Genomic DNA, 22,908 nt, shown 5'->3' with positions numbered 1-22,908 from the left:
AGCGGAGGAAAGCATGAGCGAAGGCGCCCAGGATCGGATGTCAGGCCAGGAGCTGGTGGCTCTGGTGCGGCGCGTGTTCCAGCCCCGGCCAGGAGAAGGCTCCGTGGCCATTCTGGTGGACCTGCCCGACGCCAAAGTCCCCGATGATGCGAGCTGGGTGGCCCGCCGCGCCATCGCGGCCGAGTGGGTGCGGGAGCTCCACGCGCACCGTTCAGAGCTGGGCATGGACACGCATCTCGTCGCCTTCCCCAACGTGCACACCAACAACGGCGACTTTCCGGAAAGAGCCTGGGTCCTGGATGGAGGCCCCCTGCCCTCCGTGGATTCACTGGATCCGGCGGCCGCCATCGGTTTCACGGAGCTCTACGCCACCCATCCCATCCTCCTCGCGCTGACGAAATTCTCGGCCACGGCGCCCCTGAAGATGGCCGCGAAGAAGCATCCCATCCGCGCCGCGACCATGCCGGGCTTCCGGGCCGACATGGTCCCTGCCCTGCGTCTCGACTACGTCGAGGTGAACCGCCGCGTCGTGCTGCTCAAAGACCTGTTGGACCGGGCCGAAGGCGCCGATTTCAGGTTCGAGACTCCAGAGGGCCCCTGCGACCTGCACCTGGACCTTCGCCACCGCACGGGGCACGCCTCGGGAGGCCTGCTTCCGACACCCGGCATCGCCGGCAACCTGCCTTCGGGCGAAGCCTACATCGTGCCCTACGAGGGCGAACGCGAGGGTGATCCCAGCCGCACGGCGGGCATCCTGCCCGTGCAGTTCGGCCCCGAGATCGTGCGCTACCGCATCGCGCAGAACCAGGCCCTGGAAGTCCTCAGCGAGGGGCCTGCCTCGCGGGAGGAGGCGGCCCTGCTGGCCAGGGAACCCGCCTACGGCAACCTCGCGGAACTGGGCCTGGGCGTGCTCGCGGCCTTCGGCGTGAAGCCCATCGGCGTCATCCTGCTGGACGAGAAACTGGGCCTGCACATCGCCTTCGGCCGCAGTGACCATTTCGGCGGCCAGGTGGGCCCGGCCCAATTCTCCAGCCATGACGCCGTCATCCACATCGACCGCGTCTACGTGCCCGAAACCCAGCCGGACGTGAAGGTCGTGGCCGTGGATCTGAGCATGGCTGATGGCGAAACCCTCGCGCTCATGCGCAACGGGGAGTACAGCATCCGCTTCTGAACAGGTCTCGAACGCGCTTTGCCTGTCCTAGGAAGGGTCAGAGGTCTTCGAGGATCTGTCTTGCAAGCGATATATCCCTTAGTGATGATCGCTTGTTATTACTTGCAGCGATCTATATTATCTCTATCTCGACCCGCCGGACTGAACTCAGCCACGGATCGAGGCGGTCTTGGAAGTGGTGGGAGCCCAGGGTGCGACTCACTGCGCTTGGAGGTCCCCGGTATGCCCCGCCTGAAGAGCACGGTGCTCTGGAAGTCCATCCTACTGACGGGGCTTTGCGGTTTGGGCCTCTTCAGCCTCTGGTGGTGGGGCGTTGTCCATGTCGTGGAAACCCATGGGCGCTCGCGCGCCGAGGAATCCCTGGTGCAGATCCGACAGACCGTCGACCGGGAATTCAAAAGGGCGGAAGACACCGGACACGCCTTCGGCGCCTGGTGGTCCAGCACGCAGGGTCGGCTCGATGAGCCCGAAAACCTCCAGAGCGTCATTCCCTTCCTGGAAAAGGGCGCCATCATCACCAACCTGGTGCTGAGCTGCGAAAACGGGGATTCCGCTTGCGTCGTCCGCCGGGATGGCGAGTGGAACCTGATCCTCTTCAAGGATGGGCGGAGCCCCAGACGCTACATGGTGCGGAACGGTCACTGGGTGCTGGGCCCAGGGGATGAACGCGAAGTCTACGTGGCGAAGGATCGCTACTGGTACCAGTTCGGCGCCGCCCACTCAGCGCCCGCTTGGACCCCGGAGGCCTACCGCTACTTCTCATCCGCCGTGGCCGGCTTCACCTACACGGTTCCCATCCGCAGCGGAGACGGACGGCTCCTTGGCGTGATCGGGGTCGATGTCTCCCTGGAGGAACTGACCCAGCTGATCTGGGAACAAAGGCCCACCCCGGATTCCCGAACCATCGTCACGGATTCCGAAGGCCGCCTGCTGGTGCCGCCCCGCCTCAAGGGGATGCTCGACCCCCCCACGCGCTTCGCCCACCACCTCATGCCCCTGTCTCCCTCGCTCATGGAAACCCTCCTGAGCGGTCAGATGAGCGTCCGTCCCGGGGAGACCCCCTATCTCTTGGATCTCGGCAAGACGTACGTGGGCGCCACGGGACTGTTTTCTCCAAAGAGTAGGCCGCAGATGAACCTTCACGTGGCCATCCCGGAAGACGATCTCTTCCCCGGCCAGCGGCGCTTCGCCCTGCTCACCTTCCTCGTCGCCTTGCTTGTGGTCCTCGGCGTGGCCTGGTCCCTGTTCGACCTCCACAATCGCGTCATCCGCCCCATGCGCCAGCTGGCGGAAGAAGACGCCTCGCCTTCCGCAGATCCGCTCGAACCCATGAACTTCAACTCGGACATCTGGGAACTGCAGCGCGTCGGGGAGAAGCTCCATCTCGCCGGGCGTGCGGACAGCGAGCGGAAGCGCCTCATGACCCAGGTCGAGCACAGCCAGCGGGTGGACGCAGTCGGCCACATGGCCCCGGGAATCGTGCATGACGTGAACAACCAGCTCTCGCTGGTGCTCGGACAGATCGGAATCTGTCGCACCATCCTGGGGGTCCATCCCGAGCTGGAACCCCATCTTCGCGCCGCGGAAGGCGCCACCCTCAAGTGCTCCGAGGTGCTCCGCGCCCTCATGGACTACAGCCGGCCCAACCACGGGCAACGGGAGCTGCTGAGCCTCAACGATCTCGTGGAACACGCCGCAGCCCTCCTCCGCCGAGTCATGGGAGGTCGCATCCGGGTCGAGACCGACCTGTCTCAAGACCTTCCCCTTCTGTTTGGCGAACCCATCAAACTCCAGCAGATCCTGGTGAACCTCGGACTGAACGCGAGGGATGCCATGCCAGAGGGGGGTGTGCTTCGGCTGCGGACCTTCCGGCTCGAAGAGAAGGCCTGCCTGCTGGTGGAAGACACGGGATCCGGCATGACGGCGGAGGTAAGGGAGCGCGTCTTTGAACCCTTCTTCACCACCAAAGCGCCGGAGAAGGGCACCGGGCTCGGCCTGGCCATGGTCGCCAACATCGTCTCGGCCCACGGTGGGAAGATTCATCTCGAGACTGAGCCCGGAGCAGGCACCCGCTTCCAGATCGAGTTCCCGCCCACCCTCCGCAAGCAAGATGGGCGTCGCGGGGATTCGTGAAACAGCCAAGGGCCCTGAGGAAACCTCAGGGCCCTTGGCTCACTCGGACGGCTCAGCGCTTGGGATAGGCGGGCACCGGCGGGAAGCTCGGCGTCGGATTCTCCTTCAGATTCTTCAGCAGGGTCTCGATGCCCACTTCGAGCTGGCGGTCATGGCCCTGCAGGAGGCTGGCGGGATCGTTCTCCACCGTGAAGTCGGGCTCGGCGCCGTGGTTCTCGATCCACCACTGCCCTTCCTTGCCGTAGAAGGCGTTGTTGCTCTGCTCGACGCGGCCGCCGTCCAGGGTGAGCTGGGTGTTCACGATGCCCACCAGACCGCCCCAGCTCGGCATGCCGACGATGGGGCCCAGGTTGCGGGCCTTCACGTGGGCCAGGAAGGCTTCGCCGTCGCTGCCGTTCTGCTCATTGCTGAGGAAGACGTAGCGGCCATCGGAGGCAGTGTTGGGGTAGCGGAAGGGACCCATGCCGCGCAGCACGTTGAAGCCCACCTGCTTGCGTTCCAGCTTGTCGATCATGAAGTATTCGGTCCAGCCGCCGCCATTGCCGCGCACGTCGATGACGATGCCCTTCTTGTAGCGGAAGGCGCGCCAGTACTTGTCGAACTGGCCGATGTTCTGATCGGTCATGGCCGTGATGTGCATGTAGCCGAGCTGCCCGTTGGAAGCCTTGTCCACGGCGGCGATGTTGCCCGCGATCCAATGCTCGTAGCGCAGGTCCCAGTCGTTGGGAACGGGCTCCACATCCAGGGTGCGCGCCCCTTCCATGGTGGGCTTGCTGTTCACGGTGAGCGTCACCTTCTGGCCCTTGATGACCTGGAGCCGGGCCTGGATCACCTCGGGCGCGCGCAGGGGCTTGCCGTCGATGGCCAGCAGGTACTCGCCCTCCTTCACCTTTGGAGCCGGATCCGCCAGGGGGGCCTTGAGGTTCCGGGCATAGGCCGTGGGTCCGTAGACCTTGGCGAACCTGTAGACGCCGTTCTCGGCGCTGAAATCGGCCCCCAGCAGACCCGGATAGACCGGGCTCGGGACGGGCCGGCCGGGGCCGAAGTCGCCGCCGCTCACATAGGTGTGACTCACGTTGAGCTCGCCCACCATCTGGCTGAGCAGCCAGTTCAGTTCCTGCCGCGAGTTCAACTCGGGCAGCAGGGCACGGAACTTGGCGCCGATGGCGTTCCAGTCGTTGCCGTTCATGTTCGTGTCGTAGAAGAAATCCCGGTACCAGCGCCAGGTGTCTTCGAAGATCTGCTTCCACTCCTCACGGGGCGCGGCTGTCATGACCATGCGCTCCAGATCCAGCTTCTCGGGCAGGGCCTTCGAAGCGAACACGGCCGAGACGTCACCCGCGTGGAAGTTCGGCCCCTTGCGGAGGAGGATCCGCTTGCCGTCGGCATCGAAGGTCCAGTCGCTGACGGCATCGTTGAGCACCGCCTCCTTGTCCTTCTTGGCCGCAGGATCGTAGAGGTGCACCTTCCACTTCTCAAGGCCGCGGGCCCCGTAGACCTCTTCCATCACACCGTCATCCCAGCCTTCCACCTCATCCCAGCCGACGAGGCCCTTGCCCGCCTTCAAGTGGAAGAGGTTGCCCGGCTTCACCGGCAGGGGCTCGATGCGGTCGGTCAGGCCCGCCGCATCGATGCGGAAGACGCTCGTGGAAGAAGAAGCGGCCTTGTCGTCGGCCTTCAGCTTCACGGCCATGACCTGCACGGGCGCGGACTGGATGTGGTTGTCCTGGCTGGGATCCAGCCGCGTGTGGAAATTGCTGTAGCTGAGGAAATACAGCGTGCTGCCGTCCAGGTCGAAGCGGGGGTTCAGGCAATCGTAGAAGCCGTCGGTCAGCGTCAGCTTCTGCTTGGTGGCCAGGTTGGCGAGGTAGATGCGGCTGTTGCGGTTGGGCTCGACGAAGCTGTAGGCCACCCACTGGGAATCCGGCGACCAGGCGTAGTCGCTGACCTCCCAGGTGAACTGGTCGTTCTTCAGCTCGTGGGATTCGTCCACCTTGGTGAGCTTCTTCGTGGCCACGTCCATGACGTAGATGGCGAAGCTCTTGTCGCCGAAGAGAATCTTGGTGCCGTCGGGGCTCCACTCCAGGTGGTAGAGGGCCGTCTTCAGGCCCGTGGGGATACGCTCGGGCTTACCGTCCACAGGCTGCACGTAGAGGTCGTAGTCGCCGCTGGCATCCGCGAAGTAGGCCACGCGCTTGCCATCCGGCGAGAGGCGCGGCATGCGCTCGCGCACGCCCGGGGTCTTGGTGAGGTTCTGGGTGGGTTTGGTGGCGTCGGTCGGCACGAGGAACACCTCGCCTCGGGCTTCGAAGACCGCCTGGCCGCCCGTCATGCTCATGGACTGGATCCAGTCCTTGGGGTTCAGCGAACGCGGCGCCGCCTTCCAGCCATCGCTGGAGGTGGTGATGGGCACCGTGCGCAGGGCCTTGGTGGCCAGGTCCAGGGCCTGCAGCCGGCCGCCCTGCACGAAGACGACGGTGTGGCCATCACTGCTGGGCTGCTGCGCGTCGAAGTCCTTCAGGTCCGTCAGGGGCTCCACGGCCTTGGTGGCGGGATCCACCGCATAGAGGTTGGTGATGCCCGTGCTGCCGCGGTCGGATTCGAAGATCACCTTGGCGCCGGCCCAGATGGGTGCGCCGTTGCGGCCCACGTAGTCCGAGAGCTTGGTGAAGGTGCCCTGCTTCAGATCCGCCAACCAGAGGTCCTGGTGGTCGCCGCCCTTGTAGCGTTTCCAGTAATACTCGACGTGGCCCTTCGCGTTGTAGGCGAGGCTCCGGCCATCGGGCGACAGGGAGCCCTGCACGCCGCGGGGCACGGCCAGCGCCTCGGGCTGGTGGCCTTCGAGATCCACCGTGAAGAAGCGCTCCACGGGACGGCGGTCGAAATCGGCGACGGTCTTGTAGAGGACCTTCATCCCGTCCGGCGTCCAGCCCTGCACCGTGGCCGCGCCGCCCCAGGTGAGGCGCCTGGGCGCGCCGCCTTCGGCGGGCATCACGTAGACCTGCGGAACGCCGTCGTACTGGGCCGTGAAGGCGATCCACTTGCCGTCGGGGCTGAAGCGGGCCGCGGTCTCCAGGCCCGGATGGGTGGTAAGGCGCCGGGCCTGACCGCCCTTGAGGGATCCGAGCCAGAGATCGTCCTCCCACGTGAACACCACGCGGTCGCCGTTCACGTCCGGCGAACTGACGAAGCGGGGGACTCGGTCCTGGGCCACCAGGGCGCCAGCGACGAGAAGCAGGGCGGAAGCACGGATGCGCATCATCAAAGACTCCGGAACGGATGAAGCAATATACCTCGCTTCACGAGGAATCAACACCGGGATCCCATCCGGATCCAAGGGCCGCGCATGGCCCCCGCCAGGACCGATCGGCTTGTGCATCCCCGGGCCGGGTGCTAGCTTGGCTTTTCGGTTCAGCTTCATGACACCTTCCCGGCTTCCCATCATTCACCCCGCCATCGCGATTATTCGGTCGCGCGAGGGGGCATAGGCCGGATCCGATCTCCGATTCCAAGCCCCCCGCACCGTCAGGTCGGGGGGTTCTTCTTTATCCAGGAGCACCCCTTGAACGCATCCATGCCGAACACATCCATGTTGAACGCCTCCGGGGCCCAACCCCCTTCACGGGATCTGCTCGAACGCATCCTCACGGCCCTGGTCTACGACGTGGCCATCGAATCGCCGTTGGAGGCCGCGCCGCGCCTGTCGGGCCGCCTGGGCGAGAAGGTCTGGCTGAAGCGCGAGGACCTGCAGCCGGTCTTCTCCTTCAAGCTGCGGGGCGCCTACAACAAGATCGCCAAGCTCGATCCGGCCCAGCGCGACCGCGGCGTCATCGCGGCCTCCGCGGGCAATCACGCCCAGGGCGTGGCCCTGGCCGCGCAGAAGCTCGGCTGCCGGGCCGTGATCGTCATGCCCGTCACCACGCCCCGCATCAAGGTGGACGCCGTCCGAACCCTGGGCGCCGAGGTGGTGCTGCACGGCGATTCCTTCGAGGAGGCCTACGCCCATTCCCAGGCGCTGGCGGCCTCCGAGGGCCGCGTCTACATCCACCCCTACGACGATCTGGATGTCATCGCGGGCCAGGGCACCATCGGCATGGAGCTGCTGCGTCAGATGCCCAGGAACCTGCAGGCCGTCTTCGTGCCCGTGGGTGGCGGCGGCCTCATCGCGGGCGTGGCCGCCTACCTCAAGCGGCTGCATCCGGAGATCCGCATCATCGGCGTGGAACCCGTGGACGCCGACGCCATGCGCCGCTCCCTCGAGGCGGGCCATCGCGTGAAGCTGGAGCGCGTGGGGCTGTTCGCCGACGGCGTGGCCGTCAGCCAGGTCGGCGAGCTGACCTTCGAGCTTTGCCGCCAGCATGTGGATGAGATCGTGCTGGTGAACACCGACGAGATCTGCGCCGCCATCAAGGATGTCTTCGAGGAGACGCGATCCATCCTCGAACCCGCCGGAGCCCTGGCCCTGGCCGGGCTGAAAGCCTGGACCGCACGGCAGGAGGGCGGCTCGCTCTCGGGAAACCTGGTGGCCATCCTTTCCGGCGCCAACACCAACTTCGACCGACTCCGCTTCGTGGCGGAGCGCGCCGAACTGGGCGAGCGGCGCGAGGCCCTGCTGGCCGTCACCATCCCCGAGCGGCCCGGCAGCTTCAAGGCCTTCTGCGAGCTCATCGGCCACCGCGCCATCACCGAGTTCAACTACCGCCTGGCGGATCCCGAACGGGCCCACATCTTCGTCGGACTCCAGATGGCGGACCGCTCCGAGGTAGAGCCGCTCCTCGCCCGGCTCCGGGCCGAAGGGCTCGAGGCCCAGGATCTCAGCGACAACGAAATGGCCAAGCTCCACGTGCGCCACCTCGTGGGCGGCCGCGCGCCCGGCGCGACCCACGAGCGGGTGTTCCGCTTCGAATTCCCCGAACGGCCCGGCGCCCTCCTGCGCTTCCTCGACCGCATGAGCCACGGCTGGAACATCTCCCTCTTCCACTACCGGAACCACGGCGCGGACTATGGGCGGGTTCTGGCGGGCATCCAGGTGCCTCCCGAAGACCAGGACGCCTTCCGGACCTTCCTCGACGGGCTGGGCTACCGCTTTGTCGATGAAGGGGAGAACCCGGCCTACGGGCTCTTTTTGAGCTGAGGGTGGGAGCCGCGACCTAGAAAAGCTTCCCCACCAGCGCCGCCAGCGCGGTCTCGGTGCGCAGGATGCGGGGGCCGAGGTCCAGCGGCTGCAGGCCCGCCTTCAGCAGGCTCTGCACCTCGGCTTCGATCCAGCCGCCTTCGGGGCCGATGGCCAGAGTTACAGGGGTCGCACCGATCGGCGGCGCGGGTGTTCCAGATCCCGGATGGGCCATCAGGCCGAGGCCGCCTTCCAGGAGGCCCGGCAGCTCATCCTCCACGAAGGGCCGGAAGAGTCGCGCCAGGCGCAGCTCCGGAAGCACCGTGTCCTTCGCCTGCTCCAGGCCCAGGATCATCTGCTGCCGCAGGTTCTCGGGCTTCATCTTCGGGCTGGCCCAGTAGGCTTTCTCCACCTTCCAGGCGTTCAGCAGCACGATGCGGGCGGCTCCGAGGCTGGCCGCTGCCGCCACGACGCGGTTCAGCACCTTGGGGCGCGGCACAGCGATGACGAGCGTCAGCGGCAGCTTCGGCGGCGGCGCCTGAGCGAGCGCCAGTTCCAGTTCGAGCGCTTCCTCATCAAGTCGAAGCACCCTGCCCCGCCCCATGTTTCCGTCCAGCAATCCTACCGCCAGCTCCTGGCCGAGCGCGGCGCGGTGCACCTCGCGCACATGCTGAAGGCGGCGTCCCGCCAGGCGGGCGCGGTCCGGAGCCAGAAGATCTTCCGGGAAGAGAAGCACCAGATTCAAGACAGATCCTTAGCGAGGATCAGATCCCGATCCGCCTGATCGCCGATCTGGAAGATGTGCTCGCCCACTTCCCGGAACCCGCTGCGGGCGTAGAAGGCCAGGGCCCGGTTGTTGTGCTCCCAGACCCCCAGCCAGATCAGGTCCGCACCCCATTCGCGGGCCAGTTCCAGAGAGCGTCGCATCAGGGCCGCGCCGTGCCCGCCGCCATGGCCGGCCCGCAGCACGTAGATGCGCTGCAATTCGACGGGGCGCTGGCTGGTGATGCAGGGTTCCCGGTGGCCCAGACGAAGCTGTGCGAAGCCGATGGGGACGCCGTCCACTTCGAGGACCAGCGCGGGCCGCGAGGGATCCAATAGCTCGGCCCGCTGGACGGCCTCCCCATAGGTGGACGCCAGGAAGGCCTCCATGTCCTCCGGCGAACAGATCTGTTCGAAGGTCTCGCGGAAGGTGCGCGCCCCCAGATCGGCCAGGGTCGCGGCGTCGGCGGGGCCGGCCGGGCGGAGCAGGACAGAAGCCATGGCGGCCTACTTCCGCTTGGCAGCCGGCTTGGCCGAGGATTTGGGTTTCGAAGAGGTCTTCTTTCCGGCGACGCTGGCCGCTTTCGAAGGGCTGGTTGCTTTCGCGGGGCTGGCCGCCTTTACGGGACTGGCCTTGGCCCGGTTCTTCGCTTTCGCCCGCGCCGCGACGGCGATGGCCTTGGACATCCAGACCGCCAGCTCGTCGGTGTCTTCCAGCACCTCCTCGGGCAGCTGGTAGTACTGCATGGGCTTGTCGGGATCGCCGAAGGGCAGGAAGGGCCCCATGCCCGCCGCCTCGAAGTCGGGGCGGTTCGTGTCGTCCACCTTGAAGTAGAGCGTGTCCTCCGCCACCAGGGCGAAGGCGCGCCCTTCGAAGAAGAAGGTCATACCGCCAAACATCGGTCGCGTGGTCACGGGGCGGATCTGCCCCAATTGTTCGAGGAGGTATGTGCGGAAGCTCACTGAGACGGCCATGGCGACAATGCTACTCTCCTCCCGGACGCGCCGGAGTACCGGCGGCTTTCGACAGGATCCGCCATGCGCATCAACAGCCTCGACGAGCTTCTCCGCGCCGTGAAGGACCGCCCCCGCAAGCGCCTGGTGGTGGCCTGGGCCAACGACGCCCATTCCATGGAGGCCGTGAACGCCGCCGTGGAAGCGGGTCTGGTGGAGGCCATCCTCGTGGGCGACGAGCCGGTCATGACGAAGGTCTGCGAGGAGCACCACCTGCCCAAGGAGCGCTTCCGCATGATCCACGCCGCCACGGACACCGAGGCCGCCACCAAGGCCGTCGGCATGGTGCGCGCGGGCGAGGCGGACCTGCTGATGAAGGGCCTGCTCAGCACCGACAAGTACATGCGCGCCATCCTGAACAAGGAGCAGGGCCTGCTGGATCCCGGCGCCATCCTCAGCCACGTGACGGTCATGGAACATCCTGGGCATCCGAAGCTGCTCATCGCGGGCGACGTGGCCGTCATCCCCGAACCCGAGTTCAAGGAAAAGGTGGCCATCCTGAACTACCTCGTGAAGACCGCAAAGGCGCTCGGCATCGATCAGCCCAAGGTCGCAGTGCTGGCGGCCTCCGAGCAGGTGATGCCCAAGATGAGCTCCAGCGCGGATGCCGCCATGCTCTCGAAGATGGCCGACCGGGGCCAGATCAAGGGTGCCCTCGTGGACGGGCCCCTGGCCCTGGACGGCGCCCTCGATCCCGAATCGGCGAAGATCAAGGGCCTGGGCGGCCCCGTGGCCGGAGACGCCGACTGCCTGCTCTTCCCCAACATCGAAGCGGGCAACGTGTTCTACAAGGCCGGCACCAAGCTCGGCGGCGCCGAGATCGCCGCCCTCGTCATGGGTGCCCGCGTCCCCTGCGTCCTCAGCAGCCGCGGTGACAGCGCCAAGACCAAGCTCAGCTCCATCGCGCTGGCGGCGTTGCTGGCCTAAATAAGCTCACCGCAGAGAACGCGGAGAACGTAGAGGGAATCTCCTTCTTTCTCCGCGCTCTCGGCGTTCTCTGCGGTGAATCAACCGCTCGTGTGGGTCGGCCCCCTCAGTTCGCGGCCGAGTAGTCCTTGGCGACTTCGCGACCGGAAAGCACGCGCAGGGCGCCCTTGGCGAGGGCGGCCATCTCGTTCTCGCCGGGGTAGACCTTCACGCCGCAGCCCAGGGCCACCGTGAGACGGCCCAGCTCGCCCACCAGCTTGGCCGATCGCGCCATGCCGCCCGTCAGCAGGATGGCGTCGATGGCTTCGCCCTCGAAGGCGGGCACGAGGGCGGTGATGCCCTTGGCGATCTGGTAGGTCATGGCTTCGTAGACGAGGGCGGCCTCGGCGTCGCCGGCCTCCACGCGGCGCTCCACTTCGCGCATGTCGGCAGTGCCCAGCAGGTCGATGAGGCCGCCGCGTCCCTTGTTCAGCAGCTTCAGTTCGGCCTTCGTGTACTTGCCGGAGAAGCAGAGGTCGATGAGCTGGCCCGGAGGCAGGCTGCCCGTGCGCTGGGGCGAGAAGGGCCCCTCCCCGTCCAGCCCGTTGTTCACGTCGATGTAACGGCCCTTGCGGTGCGCGCCGACGGTGATGCCGCCACCCATGTGGGCCACGATGACGTTGATGCGCTCGTAGAAGGTCTCGTGCTCCTCGGCGTAGCGGCGGGCCGTGGCGATCTGGTTGAGGGCATGGCTGATGACTCGGCGGGGCAGTTCCTTCAGGCCCGTGATCTTCACCTTGGGATCCGCCTCGTCCACCACCACCGGATCCACGATGAAGGCGGGCTTGCCGGATCCTGCCACCAGCTCGGCGGCGATGAGGGCGCCCAGGTTCGACGCGTGCTCACCGCGCTTGCCGGCCTTCAGATCCTCCAGCATGGATTCGCCGACATTCCAGGTGCCGTGCGGAATGGGCCGCAGGAGACCGCCGCGTCCGGCCACCGCGTCGATGTCCTTGAGGCCGAGCCCCTGGTCCGCCAGGAAGCGCAGCACGGCCTCCTTGCGGAAATTGAACTGCTCGGTGATGGGCCGGCCCTCGAACCCCTTGAGCGCCTCGGCGGGATGCTGGATCTCCTCGGTGCAGCGTTCCTCGTCCCCTTCGAAGACGGAGGTCTTGGTCGAGGTCGATCCGGGATTCAGCACCAGCACCCGATGGCGGCGGAAGAAGGTGTCCTTGGGCGTGCGCTTCCATTCGCCATAGTGGTGCAGGCGCATGACGGAGGCCTTCACGGCCAGGCGGATGTCCTCGGGCGTGCAGTCCATGGCCAGGTCCACGCCCTGGAACCAGAGGCCGAACATCACGGGGAACTTGCGCGCATCCGGGAACCGCGTGGCGTAGAGGTGGTAGAGCAGGTTGCCCATGTCCAGGTTGGGGCACACGATCACGTTGGGCCCGCCCTCCCAGGGCAGGCCGTCGGCGTGGTAGAGCCCGGCGGAGCGGCGCGACAGCGCGACGCTGACCTTCACTTCGCCGCGGATGTGGATGGTCCCGTAGCGCGCCGCGTGCTTCACGCGCTCGGCGAGGATCTCAGGCACCAGGTCGGCGGCCTGCCTCACCAGCTCGGGCGAAGGGCCCTCGTCGCTGCCCCGGTTGGAGTAGGACACCATGGCGCAGCGGATCTCGGGCAGCACGTCCTCGGGGATGAGGTCGCGAGCCACGGCGCAGGTTCCCACGGCCACTTCCGCCAGGATCCGCGGCGTCATGGTGGCGTTCACGCCCACGTCGCCGAACACGACGATGTTGTGCGGGTAGACCTCCTCGGGATGTTCGTCCGGCAGCACGAAGATGCCCGCCTCGCAGGCCACGCTGCGCTGCACGAGAAGATCGACCATGGGCCGGAAGAAGGCCTTGGGCTCGTGGATGGCGCCGCCCACCACCATGTCGGCATGTCCCAGTTTCACGGCCCAGATGCCGAAGAGGCCCGGTTCGGAAACCTGCGCCCGCGCCTCGTCCAGGCTCAGGGGTCGCCCCTGCTCCTGATGCCAGGCTACGCTGGCGGCGGCGAAGGTCTCGATCAGGTCCGGGCGCGAGGCCGGATGCACGTACGCACTTTCGGAGAGGGTGTAGGCCACGCGGTCTTCGCCGAGGTGTCCCAGGTCGCGGGTCGCCAGGGCGCGCACATCGCCTTCCGACGCGAGGAAGACGGGGCGGATGAAGCGGCCGAGGAAGCAGGCCGCTTCGAGGGTGCGGGCATCCAGGGCCTCGGGAAACACCACCGTCGGGCGGTTCCGGGGCACGGCCAACAGTCGGCTGTCGAGGGAGGCTTCGATGTCAAACATGGGGGCTCCAAGGCCACGGAGGACCTTCGTGGGCCGAGTCTAGCAGGGGGAATTCCTCTGTTTCCCGGCCCCGGATCACATGTGATGTCAGCGGTCTGCGGCCCGCGCGGATTCCACCCAGATCACCTCGCAGGAGCCATCTCCGGTATCCGTCCGGGACAGGCTGCTGACCCAGTGCCAGCCATCCGGCCCATCCACCCGCACCAGCTGTCCTCGCAGCTCCACGAGCTGTCCCGTCTTGACCGAAAGGAGGCGCCGGGCCACGGAATCGGTGGCGGGGATCAGGTGCATGTTCGCGCTGTGGGAGATGATCACGGACGGGATGACCGGCACCTCCGTGGACCAGAAGTACCAGCGGTCGCGCTGATGGATGGAGAAGGCTTCCAGCACGCGCGAATCCGACATGGGCCCCCAGCCCAGGGCGAAATCCACCGGCGAGAGTTCCGAGGCCCGGTCGAAGCGGTAGCGCTCCGTGCTCAGCACCCGCGCCCGGATTTCAAAATGGGCGAGCGGAGTGATCCGGTGTTGTTTGAACGTCCATGGTTCCGCCGGGTCCGGTTCGGTCTGGATGGGCTCAGCCGCCACGAGCACGCCCGCGGGATGGGTCACCGCACGCCCGTGCCACCACCAGGCGCCGCCCAGGAAGGTCAGCGCCAGCATGATCAACAGGCTGCTGCGATCTCGGATCCATTCCCGCCATTCATCCATCGCGCAAGCATAACCGCCGCCCACAAAATTCACGCGCGCCGCGGGAATTCGGGAAGAATGCACCCAACGGGTTGATTGAAAGGTGCTGGTTGTTTTGGAAAATCTGAAAACGACGTTTTTCAACAACCGATGGTTTTTGGTTGGATTTGGTGACGTCCATCACGGCGCGAAGCCAGAACCAGCCTATGTTCTACGCCTTCGTATGGTTCTTTCCCCGTTGGATCCCAGTCGCCCGCTCCCAGTCGAGCCGGGGCGCCAGACCACGGAAGAACCCCGGAGCCCAGGCGGGACGGCGCCCTGGTCCGGTACACTTCCCGAAACCCGTCCCCTGGAGCCTTCATGGACTTCTCCTGGCTTTCTGCCAACCCGGGCCTGACCCTTCTGGCCCTTCTCGGCATCGCCTTCGCGCTGCTGCTGCTCAGCAAGTGGATCCGCTACATCCCCAACAACCGCGTGGGCATCGTTGAGAAGCTCATCAGCGGCAAGGGCTCGGTGAAGACGGGGCTCATCGCGTTGAACGGCGAGGCCGGCTTCCAGCCCCAGCTCCTCCGCGGCGGCTGGCATCTGCTCACGCCCTTCCAGTACCGCATCCACAAGATGCCTCTCGTGACCATTCCCCAGGGCAAGATCGGCTACGTCTTCGCCCGTGACGGCAAGGACCTACCGCCCACCCAGGCGCTCGCCAGCAACGCCCACGGCGCGGACTTCCAGGATGTGGTGGCCTTCCTTCAGAGCGGCGGCCAGAAAGGTCCGCAGCGCCAGATCCTGCGCGAAGGCATGTATGCCATCAACCTCGCCCAGTTCGTCGTGCTCACCGAAGACCAGCTCTACTACCTGCCCCTCGACCGCAGCGAGCTGGAGACCTTCCAGAAGATGAGCGCCATCATCGCCGAGCGCGCAGGCTGGCGGCCGGTCATCATCCGCGGCGCGGACGACGCCGTGGGCATCGTCACCGTCCAGGATGGTCCCAGCCTTGGCAGCGGCGAGATCATCGCCCCGACCGTCGGGGAGGATCCGGAGAAGCCCTCGACGTACCACAACAACTTCCAGGACGCGGACAAGTTCCTCTTGGCGGGGGGCCAGCGCGGACGCCAACACCAGGTGCTGGTGGAGGGCACCTACTACATCAACCGCCTCTTCGCGACGGTGGAGATGATTCCCAAGACCGTCGTGGAAGTGGGCACGGTGGGCGTGGTGGTGAGCTACACCGGCGAGATCGGCGCCGACATCAGCGGCCAGGAATACCGCCATGGCGAGCTGGTGGCCAAGGGCAACCGCGGCGTGTGGAGCGACCCCCTGCTGCCCGGCAAGTACGCCTTCAACACCTACGCCGGCAAGGTGCTCATGGTGCCGACGACGAACTTCATCCTCAAGTGGACGAAGGGCGAGGTGGGAAGCCACAAGTTCGACGAGAACCTGACCGAAGTGAGCCTCATCACCAAGGATGCCTTCGAGCCCAGCCTGCCGCTATCTGTGGTGGTCCACATCGACTACCGCAAGGCGCCCCTCGTCATCCAGCGCTTCGGCGATATCAAGAAGCTCGTGGAACAGACGCTGGATCCCATGGTCAGCGCCTACTTCAAGAACATCGGCCAGACCCGCACCCTCATCCAGCTCATCCAGGACCGCAGCGCCATCCAGGAGCAGAGCGGCGTGCAAATGAAGGAGAAGTTCGCCCAGTACAACCTCGAACTTCAGGAAGTGCTCATCGGCACGCCCACCAGCGGCGCGCCCGGCGGGCAGATCGAGCAGATCCTCGTGCAGCTGCGCAGCCGCCAGATCGCCGATGAGCAGGTGGAGACCTACGGTCGCCAGCAGAGCGCCGCGGTGAAGGAACGCGAACTCCGCGAAGCCGAAGCCCGCGCCAAGCAGCAGACCCTGCTCACGGAATCCGCCATCGGCATCGAGGTGCAGAGCAACCAGGGCAAGGCCGACTACGCCAAGGCCCAGCAGCAGGCCGCACAGATCCAGACCCTCGCGGGCGCCGAGGCCGAGAAGGTGCGCCTCATGGGCGAAGGCGAGGCCAAGCGCATCAAGGTCATGGCCGAGGCCCAGGCCGAGCAGGCCGCGCGCGTGGGCATCGCCCAGGCCATGGCCATCGAGGAGCAGGTCCGTGCCTACGGCGGCCCGCAGTTCCAGCTGGTGCAGCAGGTCATGAGCCGCTTCGCCGAAGCCATCGAAAAGTCCCAGGTGGATGTGGTCCCCAAGATCCACATGGGCGGTGGCGACAAGGGCGGCGGCAGCCTCATCGAAAGCCTGCTGGGCCTGCTGCTCAGCGAGAAGGCCGGACAGCTGGCGGGCGTGACGACGGCGACCGCGGCGAACCCGGAGGCGGAAGCCTTCAAGGCGGCCCTTCGCAAAGACATGAGCAAGGGTGGACTGAGTTAGGCGATTCCCGTTTTCGATGGGCGGGGCGACCACGGTCGCCCCGTTTTTTTTTGAGCCATCCACCGGATCGGCCTTGTTCTCTTGACCCCATGGTGAGACGAGAGTATCCCGAAGCAAGAAATCCAAAGCCTTCCTTTCTGACCCACCGACGCGGATCCGCCTCCCTTGCGGATTTGCTTCGGGTGGCTGTTGATGGCCGTTGCGAGATTCCGCGCGGGCCATTCCACATGAGGCCGAGCATGCAGACCAACCCAAACCAGACCCATCCCTCGCGCCGCTGGGCGCGATGGCTCTTCCGCACCATTGCCGGGGCCGCCGGCCTCGTCCTGGTGCTCGTGGCGGCCCTGTCCGCCTGGTTCTACGCGCGCATGCGCGCCAGCCTGCCCAGGCTCGATGGCACCATCACCGTGGCCACACTCGCGGCGCCGGTCACCATCGCCCGCGACGGCCTCGGCATTCCCACCATCAGCGGCCGGAACCTTGCGGAGGTCTCCTTCGGCCTGGGCTTCGCCCATGGGCAGGACCGCTTCTTCCAGATGGACCTCCTCCGCCGGAACTCCGCCGGAGAACTCGCGGAGCTGATCGGCCCGGCCCTCGTCAAGGCCGACCGGGAGAGCCGCCTCCATCAGTTCCGGCTCCGCGCCAAAGAGGTGACCGCGGCCGCCACTCCGGAGATTCGCGCCGCCCTGGAAGCCTATGCCAAAGGCGTGAACGAAGGCCTGTCATCGTTGCGGGCCAAACCCTTCGAATACGCGGCGCTGAGGGTGGATCCAAGCCCCTGGCTGCCCGAGGACACCTTCCTCGTGATGTATTCCATGTACAGCGACCTGAGCAATCGGAGCGGCAGCAGGGAATCCAACCTCGGCCTCATGCAGGACCTCCTCCCCCGCGAGCTGTTCGAGGCCATCGCCCCTCCTGGGACCGCGTGGGACGCACCCCTCGACGGCGGCATGTTCCCTGACCCGCCCCTGCCCGGCCCCGATGTCATGGACCTTCGGAAGGCCCCTCCGACCAAGGTGTCCGGCTGGTTCAAGGGCGCTTCCGATGTGGCCCTGGGCAGCAACAACTGGGCGGTGGCCGCGATGGCCACGGCCGATGGCAGGGCCATTCTCGCCAACGATCCCCACCTCAACATCGGCGTGCCGAACACCTGGTACCGGGCCTCGCTGCGTTGGCAGGATCCCGATGGCCAGGCCCGCTCGGTCACCGGCGCCACCCTTCCAGGAGCGCCCTTCGTGGTGATCGGCAGCAACGGCAAAGTCGCCTGGGGCTTCACCAACAGCTACGGCGACTACAGCGACATCGTCCTCCTTGAAACCGACCCGGCCCAGCCCGGCACCTACCGAACACCCGATGGGCCCCGCAGAATCGAGACCACGGAGGAGCGGATCAGGGTCAAGGGCGCGGCGGACGTGCTCCTGAAGATCCAGTCGACGATCTGGGGGCCCGTCATGGGCACCGATCACAAGGGACGCCTGAGGGCCTTCTCATGGACCGCGCATCGGCCCAAAGCCACCAACATGAACCTGCTGGGCATGTCGCGGGCGGAGACGCTCGAAGCCGCCATCGAAGCTGCCCACGCCTCGGGCATCCCACCCCAGAACTGCGTGATCGCCGATGCGGCGGGGCGCATCGGCTGGACCATCATGGGCCGAATCCCCCGCCGCAAGGGCTTCGACGGCCGCGTTCCCGTGAGCTGGGCCGACGGCTCCCGCGGCTGGGATGGATGGCTCAGCTCCCCGGAAATCCCCACCCTCCTGGATCCGCCGGCCGGACGGCTGTGGACGGCCAATGCGCGTCCCGCCAGCGGCGAGATGCTGCGCAAACTCGGCGACGGCGGCTATGTGCTGGGCGCCCGCGCGCGCCAGATCCGGGATGACCTCTTCCAGAAAGCACGCCTCGACGAGCGGGATCTGCTGGCCATCCAGCTGGACGACCGTTCCCTCTTCCTCCAGCGATGGCGGGACCTGGCCTTGAAGATCCTGACGGCCGAGTCGTTGAAGGGTAAGCCCCAGCGCGCGGAGTTCCGAAAGTTGCTGGAAACCAACTGGACGGGCCACGCCTCCATCGATTCGGCGGGCTACCGGATGGCACGCGGCTTCCACGTATTCTTCGAAGAGCTGGTGATCGAATCCCTCCTCGCGCCATGCAAGCAGGCCGACCCGACCTTCGATCCCATTCTTCCCCAGGATGAAGGATTCCTTTGGCGGTTGGCGACGGAGCAGCCGGCCCACCTGCTGGACGCAAATTACGCGAGCTGGAACGAGGCCATGCTTGCCGCCGTCGACCGGGCCATCGACTACTTTCTCAAGGACAGCCGCAGCCTTGCCCAGGCCACGCTGGGTAGCCGGAACCTCACCCAGATCCGCCATCCCCTGAGCCGTGCCATTCCGATGGTGGGCTGGTTCCTCGACATGGACCATCACCCGTTGCCGGGGGACAACGACATGCCGCGCGTCCAGTGGCCTGCGATGGGCGCCTCCTTGAGGATGGTCGTTTCGCCGGGCCACGAGGCCGATGGAACCCTGCACATGCCCTGCGGGCAATGCGGCAACCCCCTCTCGCCGCATTACCGCGATGGACACGAAGCATGGGAGCAGGGCAAACCCACAACATTCCTGCCGGGGCCCACCCAACACACGTTGGTGCTAACGCCCCGCCAGCTTAATTCCGCCCTCAAACAGCAGGAATACGCCGAGAGCTACGTGATGGAGGGCATGGCGAGAGAGCTGCTGAAGCAATCTCCAGCCCTCAAGGCCGAATTCGAGCAGAGGAAGTCCGAAGACAAGGCCTTTGCGGCCAATCCCGAGGCCATCCTCAACTGGTTCTATGCCAAGTCCCCCTACTGGGATCAACGGGTGAAGGTCTACCCCGTGGGAAGGATCACCGATGAGACCCTCTTGAAGGATCTGATGACCAAATGAAGGCGGTCGACCCCGTCCTACTTCGGCTGTTCGACCAACAACGCTTCGACCACCTTGTCCACATAGTCCGGCTGGAGCCCGATGGCGCGCAGGGTGCCGTTGCGATCGATGACGGCGTAGGTAGGCCACCACTGCACATTCCAGGCCGAGGTGCTGGCCTTGGCGACCCGCGCCGTGGGGTAGGCCAGACCCGTGGCCTTGGCGACCTCTTCCATCTTTTCCTCGCCCCGGCCGCTGCCACAGGCACCGATGAGCAACACGCCCCGGTCCGCGTAGCGCTTCACCAGCGCATTGTTATGGGGAATGGAGGCGCGGCAGGGGCCGCACCAGGTGGCCCAGAAATCCACGACGACGATCTTGCCCTGCATGGCCGAGGCTTTCACCTCGCCGTTCAGCCATCCCGTCAATTCCAGTCCCGGCGCAGGTTTGCCGAGCATGGGCCCGTGGGCCGCCCAGCCCTTTTCCAGCCAATGTCCCTCCTTCGCCAGCGCGGCCACGTGCGGGTTTTCGGCGCAGACAGCCAAACCGGGGATCAACAGGCTGAGGGTCCAGGCACGTTTGGAAATCATGGGTGCTCCGTGAATGTCCCAGGTTAACGGGGCTTGGACCCGGTCTGGGGTTCATTTCGGAGTAGGTTCGACGGGCTGAAATGTTAGGCTTGTTTTTTCCACCCTCATCTCACCCGACGCAGTTCCACGTCAGTCTCACGAGGATGCCTGCCTTGATTCTTCCTCTGTTCGGATCCGCCTCCATCGCCTTCCTTCTATTGCAGACCCCACCCCCGCAGGTTCTGAACCAGGTCCCCATCGGCCACCTTCCACCGGGGGGCGATGCCCTGGTCGAGGCCAAGGATTGGTCCGGTCTTGCGGACTGGTTTGAGAGGTTACCGCCCGCCACCCGTGGCACCCACTACCTCCTATGGCTCGAGTGCCTAAACAAGAGCCAGCGCTGGGATCGCCTCCTAGAGGTTTGTGAAGCTCTGCAGCCCCAGCTGGAAGCGAAGACTGGCCCAAAACTGGGAATCCATCGCGTTCTACGAGCCCAGGCTCTTTCCAAGTTGGGCCGCCACGCGGAGGCCGCCCAGTGCCTCGCCGAAATGGCCCGCCTGGGCGATGCGGTCCGTTTTGTGGATGCCTGCAACGAAGCCCGCTTGGCCGAAGACTGGTCCCATCTGCTGGCCTTCGCAGAGGAACTTCAGCAGAGGTATCCCCGGGATGCCAATGCCCTCGCCTGGAAGGGAGAGGCCCTGGTCCAGCTGTACCGTCTCGCGGAAGCCGAGCCTGTGCTTCGCGAAGCCGTGGAAAAAGCCCCTGCCAATGTCTACGCCTGGAACAACCTGGGCCATTGCCTCAACGAGCGGAAGGCCTGGGCCGAAGCCTGCGCCGCCTTCGACAAGGCTCTGGCGCTCAACCCCAAGCTGCTGGAAGGCTATTTCAACCGGGGCCGTGCGCACTTCGAGCTGAAGCATTACAAGGAAAGCCGGGATGACTTTCGGGCCGCGCTCGACCTGCAGCCGGACAACCAGCTGATCGCCGAGAACCTCAAACAGGCGGAGCGGTACGCGGCCCTGCCCCCGGCCCCCACACCTGCACCCAGAACATCCAAGGCCGCGAAAAAGCATTAGCCGGACCTACACTGGTTCCATGTCCGACGCCCTCCTCTACGATCTGCTCGATGCCTGCCGCCGCCTGCACGCGGGAGGGCTGCTGGCGGCCTCGGATGGCAACCTGTCGGTGCGCCTGCCCAACGGCCTCATCGCCATGACGCCCAGCGGTGTGCCCAAGGCGAAGGTACAGCTGGAGGATCTGGCCCATCTGGAACTGGATGGCACCATCATCTCGGGGCGCCCCAGCAGCGAGCGTGCCATGCACCTCGCCATCTACCAGACCGTGCCCGAGGCGAAGGCCATCGTCCATGCCCATCCGCCCACGGCCATCGCGTGGTCGCTCGCGAGGCCCGAGTTGGAGGAGCTGCCCTCAGACGGCCTGCCGGAAGTGATCCTCGCCGCGGGGCGCATCCCCATCGTGCCCATGGCCATTCCCGGTACCGAGGCGATGGGCACGAACCTGCTACCCTTTCTCCCCGCCCACCGCCTCCTGATCCTGGCCCGCCACGGCGGCCTCTGCTGGGGCGAGCACATGAACGAGGCCGCCGGTGGCATGGAGCGCCTGGAGCAGGTCGCCGACATCCTGTGGAAGGCCGAAGCCCTCGGCGGCGCCAAACCGCTCTCAGTGGCCGAACTCAAAGAACTCCGGGCCCTGCGCGCCAAAATCGGACCGAGGATCATTTGACCCGCCATCCAAGCGCAAAACGCCAACCGCAGCCAGCGCCTAGACATGAAAAGGATTCCTCCGCGTTCTTCGCGTTCTCAGCGGTGAACAAACAGAAGGTTCCTTCCAAACGACTGACCCAGAAGCAATCGATGATGTGGCCAGAAGGTGAAGGACGCCCATGAATCCCTTTGAATCCCTCGGATTGAAACACGACGGCCGCACGCTCTGGGTGCTGGATCAGACGCAGCTTCCGGATGCGGAGGTGTGGTTGGACGGCAGCGAACCCGAAGCCATGATCGCCCTCATCAAGCGCCTGGCGGTACGGGGTGCGCCGCTCATCGGCGTGGCGGCGGCGGCCTGCCTGGCCACCTTCGCCCGGCGCGGCGCGAGCGCCACCGAGTACGCCACCGCCTGTGCGGCCCTGCGCGCGGCGCGGCCGACGGCCGTGAACCTCATGTGGGCCATGGACCGCATGAAGGGCGCGGGCGATCCCGTGGCCGAGGCCCAGGCCATGTTCGAAGAGGATGTGCGCCTTTGCGAAGGCATGGCGCAGCATGGATCGGCCCTCATCCAGGACGGCGAAGGCCTGCTCACCCACTGCAACACGGGCGGGCTGGCCACCGCGGGCATCGGCACGGCCCTGGGCGTCATTCGCCGTGCCTTTGAACAGGGCAAGCGCATCCATGTCTACGCCGACGAAACGCGCCCGCTGCTGCAGGGCGGACGTCTCACGGCCTGGGAGCTGAAGAAGCTCGGCATCCCATCCACCCTCGTCACCGACAGCATGGCGGCGCTGCTCATGCGCGACGGCCGGATCCAGCGGGTGCTGCTGGGCTCGGACCGCGTGGCCGCCAACGGCGACTTCGCCAACAAGGTGGGCACGTACGGCGTGGCCGTGCAGGCCCGTTTCCACGGCGTGCCCTTCCATCCCGTGGCGCCCTTCTCCACCGTGGATCTGGCCTGCCCCAACGGCGCGGCCATCCCCATCGAGGAGCGCGATCCCGCCGAAGTACGCGGCTATGGCGCGCTGCGCTGGGCGCCGGAAGGCATGCCGACCTGGAACCCCAGCTTCGACGTCACGCCTGTCGACCTCGTCACCAGCCTCGTGCTGGATCGGGGCGTCTACAGCGCCGCGGAGCTTCGCTCAGGCGTGCTCAGGCAGGTGTGCCTCTAGG

General features: G+C 66.2%; 16 protein-coding genes and 1 pseudogene. 9 read left to right on the top strand and 8 right to left on the bottom strand.

Going from position 1 to position 22,908, the window contains the following annotated elements; translation table 11 throughout:
* The first annotated feature begins 13 nt into the window (after positions 1-13).
* Together QSJ34_RS03300 and QSJ34_RS03295 are read left to right on the top strand one after the other, a co-directional pair.
* On the top strand, positions 14-1,174 hold the full coding sequence (locus QSJ34_RS03300) for a M29 family metallopeptidase (RefSeq protein WP_285570266.1): 1,161 nt from the start codon (positions 14-16) through the stop codon (positions 1,172-1,174).
* A 222-nt stretch (positions 1,175-1,396) separates the two neighbouring features.
* Positions 1,397-3,307, top strand: coding sequence for a sensor histidine kinase (locus QSJ34_RS03295; protein ID WP_285570262.1), 1,911 nt, complete (start codon positions 1,397-1,399; stop codon positions 3,305-3,307).
* 52 nt (positions 3,308-3,359) lie between these two features.
* Here the strand turns inward: QSJ34_RS03295 and QSJ34_RS03290 are convergent, their stop codons facing one another.
* Entirely contained in the window at positions 3,360-6,569 is a 3,210-nt protein-coding gene (locus QSJ34_RS03290) for a S41 family peptidase (protein ID WP_285570258.1), read from the bottom strand.
* Positions 6,570-6,896: 327 nt separating this feature from the next.
* Here QSJ34_RS03290 and ilvA point away from each other — a divergent pair, with 327 nt between their 5' ends.
* Positions 6,897-8,441: a threonine ammonia-lyase, biosynthetic gene (ilvA, locus tag QSJ34_RS03285; RefSeq protein ID WP_420798825.1), complete on the top strand. Its 1,545-nt coding sequence runs from the start codon at positions 6,897-6,899 to the stop codon at positions 8,439-8,441.
* Between the two features lie 16 nt (positions 8,442-8,457).
* Here ilvA and QSJ34_RS03280 read toward each other — a convergent pair whose 3' ends face one another.
* Genes QSJ34_RS03280 through QSJ34_RS03270 form a run of 3 tightly spaced genes read right to left on the bottom strand, consistent with a single transcriptional unit; the run spans position 8,458 to position 10,157 of the window.
* On the bottom strand, positions 8,458-9,165 hold the full coding sequence (locus QSJ34_RS03280) for a 16S rRNA (uracil(1498)-N(3))-methyltransferase (RefSeq protein WP_420798812.1): 708 nt from the start codon (positions 9,163-9,165) through the stop codon (positions 8,458-8,460).
* Positions 9,162-9,683, bottom strand: a complete 522-nt coding sequence (locus QSJ34_RS03275; protein WP_285570255.1) for a GNAT family N-acetyltransferase — start codon at positions 9,681-9,683, stop codon at positions 9,162-9,164. The genes QSJ34_RS03280 and QSJ34_RS03275 overlap by 4 nt, the downstream gene beginning before the upstream one ends.
* A gap of 6 nt (positions 9,684-9,689) precedes the next feature.
* The gene (locus tag QSJ34_RS03270; protein WP_285570252.1) at positions 9,690-10,157 is read right to left on the bottom strand and encodes a TfoX/Sxy family protein; all 468 of its coding nucleotides are present in this window, start codon (positions 10,155-10,157) and stop codon (positions 9,690-9,692) included.
* 63 nt (positions 10,158-10,220) lie between these two features.
* Between QSJ34_RS03270 and QSJ34_RS03265 the strand changes: the two genes are divergently transcribed.
* Complete coding sequence (locus tag QSJ34_RS03265; RefSeq protein ID WP_285570248.1) at positions 10,221-11,123, top strand: bifunctional enoyl-CoA hydratase/phosphate acetyltransferase; 903 nt, start codon at positions 10,221-10,223, stop codon at positions 11,121-11,123.
* 106 nt (positions 11,124-11,229) lie between these two features.
* On the opposite strand, the gene buk is transcribed toward QSJ34_RS03265, so the two are convergent.
* The 3 genes and pseudogenes from buk to QSJ34_RS03255 all read right to left on the bottom strand — a co-directional run bounded on the left by buk (position 11,230) and on the right by QSJ34_RS03255 (position 14,148).
* A complete protein-coding gene (buk, locus tag QSJ34_RS18540; RefSeq protein ID WP_420798824.1) occupies positions 11,230-12,375 on the bottom strand; it encodes a butyrate kinase in 1,146 nt (381 codons plus the stop codon).
* Between the two features lie 36 nt (positions 12,376-12,411).
* Positions 12,412-13,440, bottom strand: a pseudogene (locus QSJ34_RS18535) (phosphate acyltransferase); the annotation flags it as partial.
* An 87-nt stretch (positions 13,441-13,527) separates the two neighbouring features.
* Positions 13,528-14,148 carry a hypothetical protein gene (locus QSJ34_RS03255; RefSeq protein ID WP_285570240.1) on the bottom strand — a complete coding sequence of 207 codons (621 nt, stop codon included), beginning with the start codon at positions 14,146-14,148 and terminating at the stop codon, positions 13,528-13,530.
* A gap of 339 nt (positions 14,149-14,487) precedes the next feature.
* On the opposite strand from QSJ34_RS03255, the gene QSJ34_RS03250 reads away from it, so the two are divergent.
* Both QSJ34_RS03250 and QSJ34_RS03245 read left to right on the top strand, forming a co-directional pair.
* Positions 14,488-16,536 carry an SPFH domain-containing protein gene (locus tag QSJ34_RS03250; protein ID WP_285570237.1) on the top strand — a complete coding sequence of 683 codons (2,049 nt, stop codon included), beginning with the start codon at positions 14,488-14,490 and terminating at the stop codon, positions 16,534-16,536.
* 239 nt (positions 16,537-16,775) lie between these two features.
* The gene (locus QSJ34_RS03245) at positions 16,776-19,460 is read left to right on the top strand and encodes a penicillin acylase family protein (protein ID WP_285570234.1); all 2,685 of its coding nucleotides are present in this window, start codon (positions 16,776-16,778) and stop codon (positions 19,458-19,460) included.
* A 17-nt stretch (positions 19,461-19,477) separates the two neighbouring features.
* Here the strand turns inward: QSJ34_RS03245 and QSJ34_RS03240 are convergent, their stop codons facing one another.
* Positions 19,478-20,029 carry a TlpA family protein disulfide reductase gene (locus QSJ34_RS03240; protein WP_285570231.1) on the bottom strand — a complete coding sequence of 184 codons (552 nt, stop codon included), beginning with the start codon at positions 20,027-20,029 and terminating at the stop codon, positions 19,478-19,480.
* Between the two features lie 488 nt (positions 20,030-20,517).
* Here QSJ34_RS03240 and QSJ34_RS03235 point away from each other — a divergent pair, with 488 nt between their 5' ends.
* The 3 genes from QSJ34_RS03235 to mtnA all read left to right on the top strand — a co-directional run bounded on the left by QSJ34_RS03235 (position 20,518) and on the right by mtnA (position 22,907).
* Complete coding sequence (locus QSJ34_RS03235; protein ID WP_285570228.1) at positions 20,518-21,084, top strand: tetratricopeptide repeat protein; 567 nt, start codon at positions 20,518-20,520, stop codon at positions 21,082-21,084.
* A 19-nt stretch (positions 21,085-21,103) separates the two neighbouring features.
* Positions 21,104-21,751: a class II aldolase/adducin family protein gene (locus tag QSJ34_RS03230; RefSeq protein WP_285570226.1), complete on the top strand. Its 648-nt coding sequence runs from the start codon at positions 21,104-21,106 to the stop codon at positions 21,749-21,751.
* A 160-nt stretch (positions 21,752-21,911) separates the two neighbouring features.
* The gene (gene mtnA, locus QSJ34_RS03225; RefSeq protein ID WP_285570223.1) at positions 21,912-22,907 is read left to right on the top strand and encodes an S-methyl-5-thioribose-1-phosphate isomerase; all 996 of its coding nucleotides are present in this window, start codon (positions 21,912-21,914) and stop codon (positions 22,905-22,907) included.
* The last annotated feature ends 1 nt before the right edge of the window (position 22,908 follow it).

It is taken from the genome of Geothrix limicola, assembly GCF_030268085.1.
GTDB classification, from domain to species: domain Bacteria; phylum Acidobacteriota; class Holophagae; order Holophagales; family Holophagaceae; genus Geothrix; species Geothrix limicola.
The sequence above is the reverse complement of the archived record's forward strand: the minus strand, read 5'-3'. Positions and strand labels throughout refer to the sequence as shown.

Coding starts and splice junctions, on each gene's coding strand:
- buk (WP_420798824.1), bottom strand. CDS start 12,375: ATGCGCCTGCACCACTATGGCGAATGGAAGCGCACGCCCAAGGACACC.
- mtnA (WP_285570223.1), top strand. CDS start 21,912: ATGAATCCCTTTGAATCCCTCGGATTGAAACACGACGGCCGCACGCTC.
- QSJ34_RS03255 (WP_285570240.1), bottom strand. CDS start 14,148: ATGGATGAATGGCGGGAATGGATCCGAGATCGCAGCAGCCTGTTGATC.
- QSJ34_RS03230 (WP_285570226.1), top strand. CDS start 21,104: ATGTCCGACGCCCTCCTCTACGATCTGCTCGATGCCTGCCGCCGCCTG.
- QSJ34_RS03295 (WP_285570262.1), top strand. CDS start 1,397: ATGCCCCGCCTGAAGAGCACGGTGCTCTGGAAGTCCATCCTACTGACG.
- QSJ34_RS03240 (WP_285570231.1), bottom strand. CDS start 20,029: ATGATTTCCAAACGTGCCTGGACCCTCAGCCTGTTGATCCCCGGTTTG.
- QSJ34_RS03270 (WP_285570252.1), bottom strand. CDS start 10,157: ATGGCCGTCTCAGTGAGCTTCCGCACATACCTCCTCGAACAATTGGGG.
- QSJ34_RS03265 (WP_285570248.1), top strand. CDS start 10,221: ATGCGCATCAACAGCCTCGACGAGCTTCTCCGCGCCGTGAAGGACCGC.
- ilvA (WP_420798825.1), top strand. CDS start 6,897: ATGTTGAACGCCTCCGGGGCCCAACCCCCTTCACGGGATCTGCTCGAA.
- QSJ34_RS03275 (WP_285570255.1), bottom strand. CDS start 9,683: ATGGCTTCTGTCCTGCTCCGCCCGGCCGGCCCCGCCGACGCCGCGACC.
- QSJ34_RS03290 (WP_285570258.1), bottom strand. CDS start 6,569: ATGATGCGCATCCGTGCTTCCGCCCTGCTTCTCGTCGCTGGCGCCCTG.
- QSJ34_RS03250 (WP_285570237.1), top strand. CDS start 14,488: ATGGACTTCTCCTGGCTTTCTGCCAACCCGGGCCTGACCCTTCTGGCC.
- QSJ34_RS03245 (WP_285570234.1), top strand. CDS start 16,776: ATGCAGACCAACCCAAACCAGACCCATCCCTCGCGCCGCTGGGCGCGA.
- QSJ34_RS03300 (WP_285570266.1), top strand. CDS start 14: ATGAGCGAAGGCGCCCAGGATCGGATGTCAGGCCAGGAGCTGGTGGCT.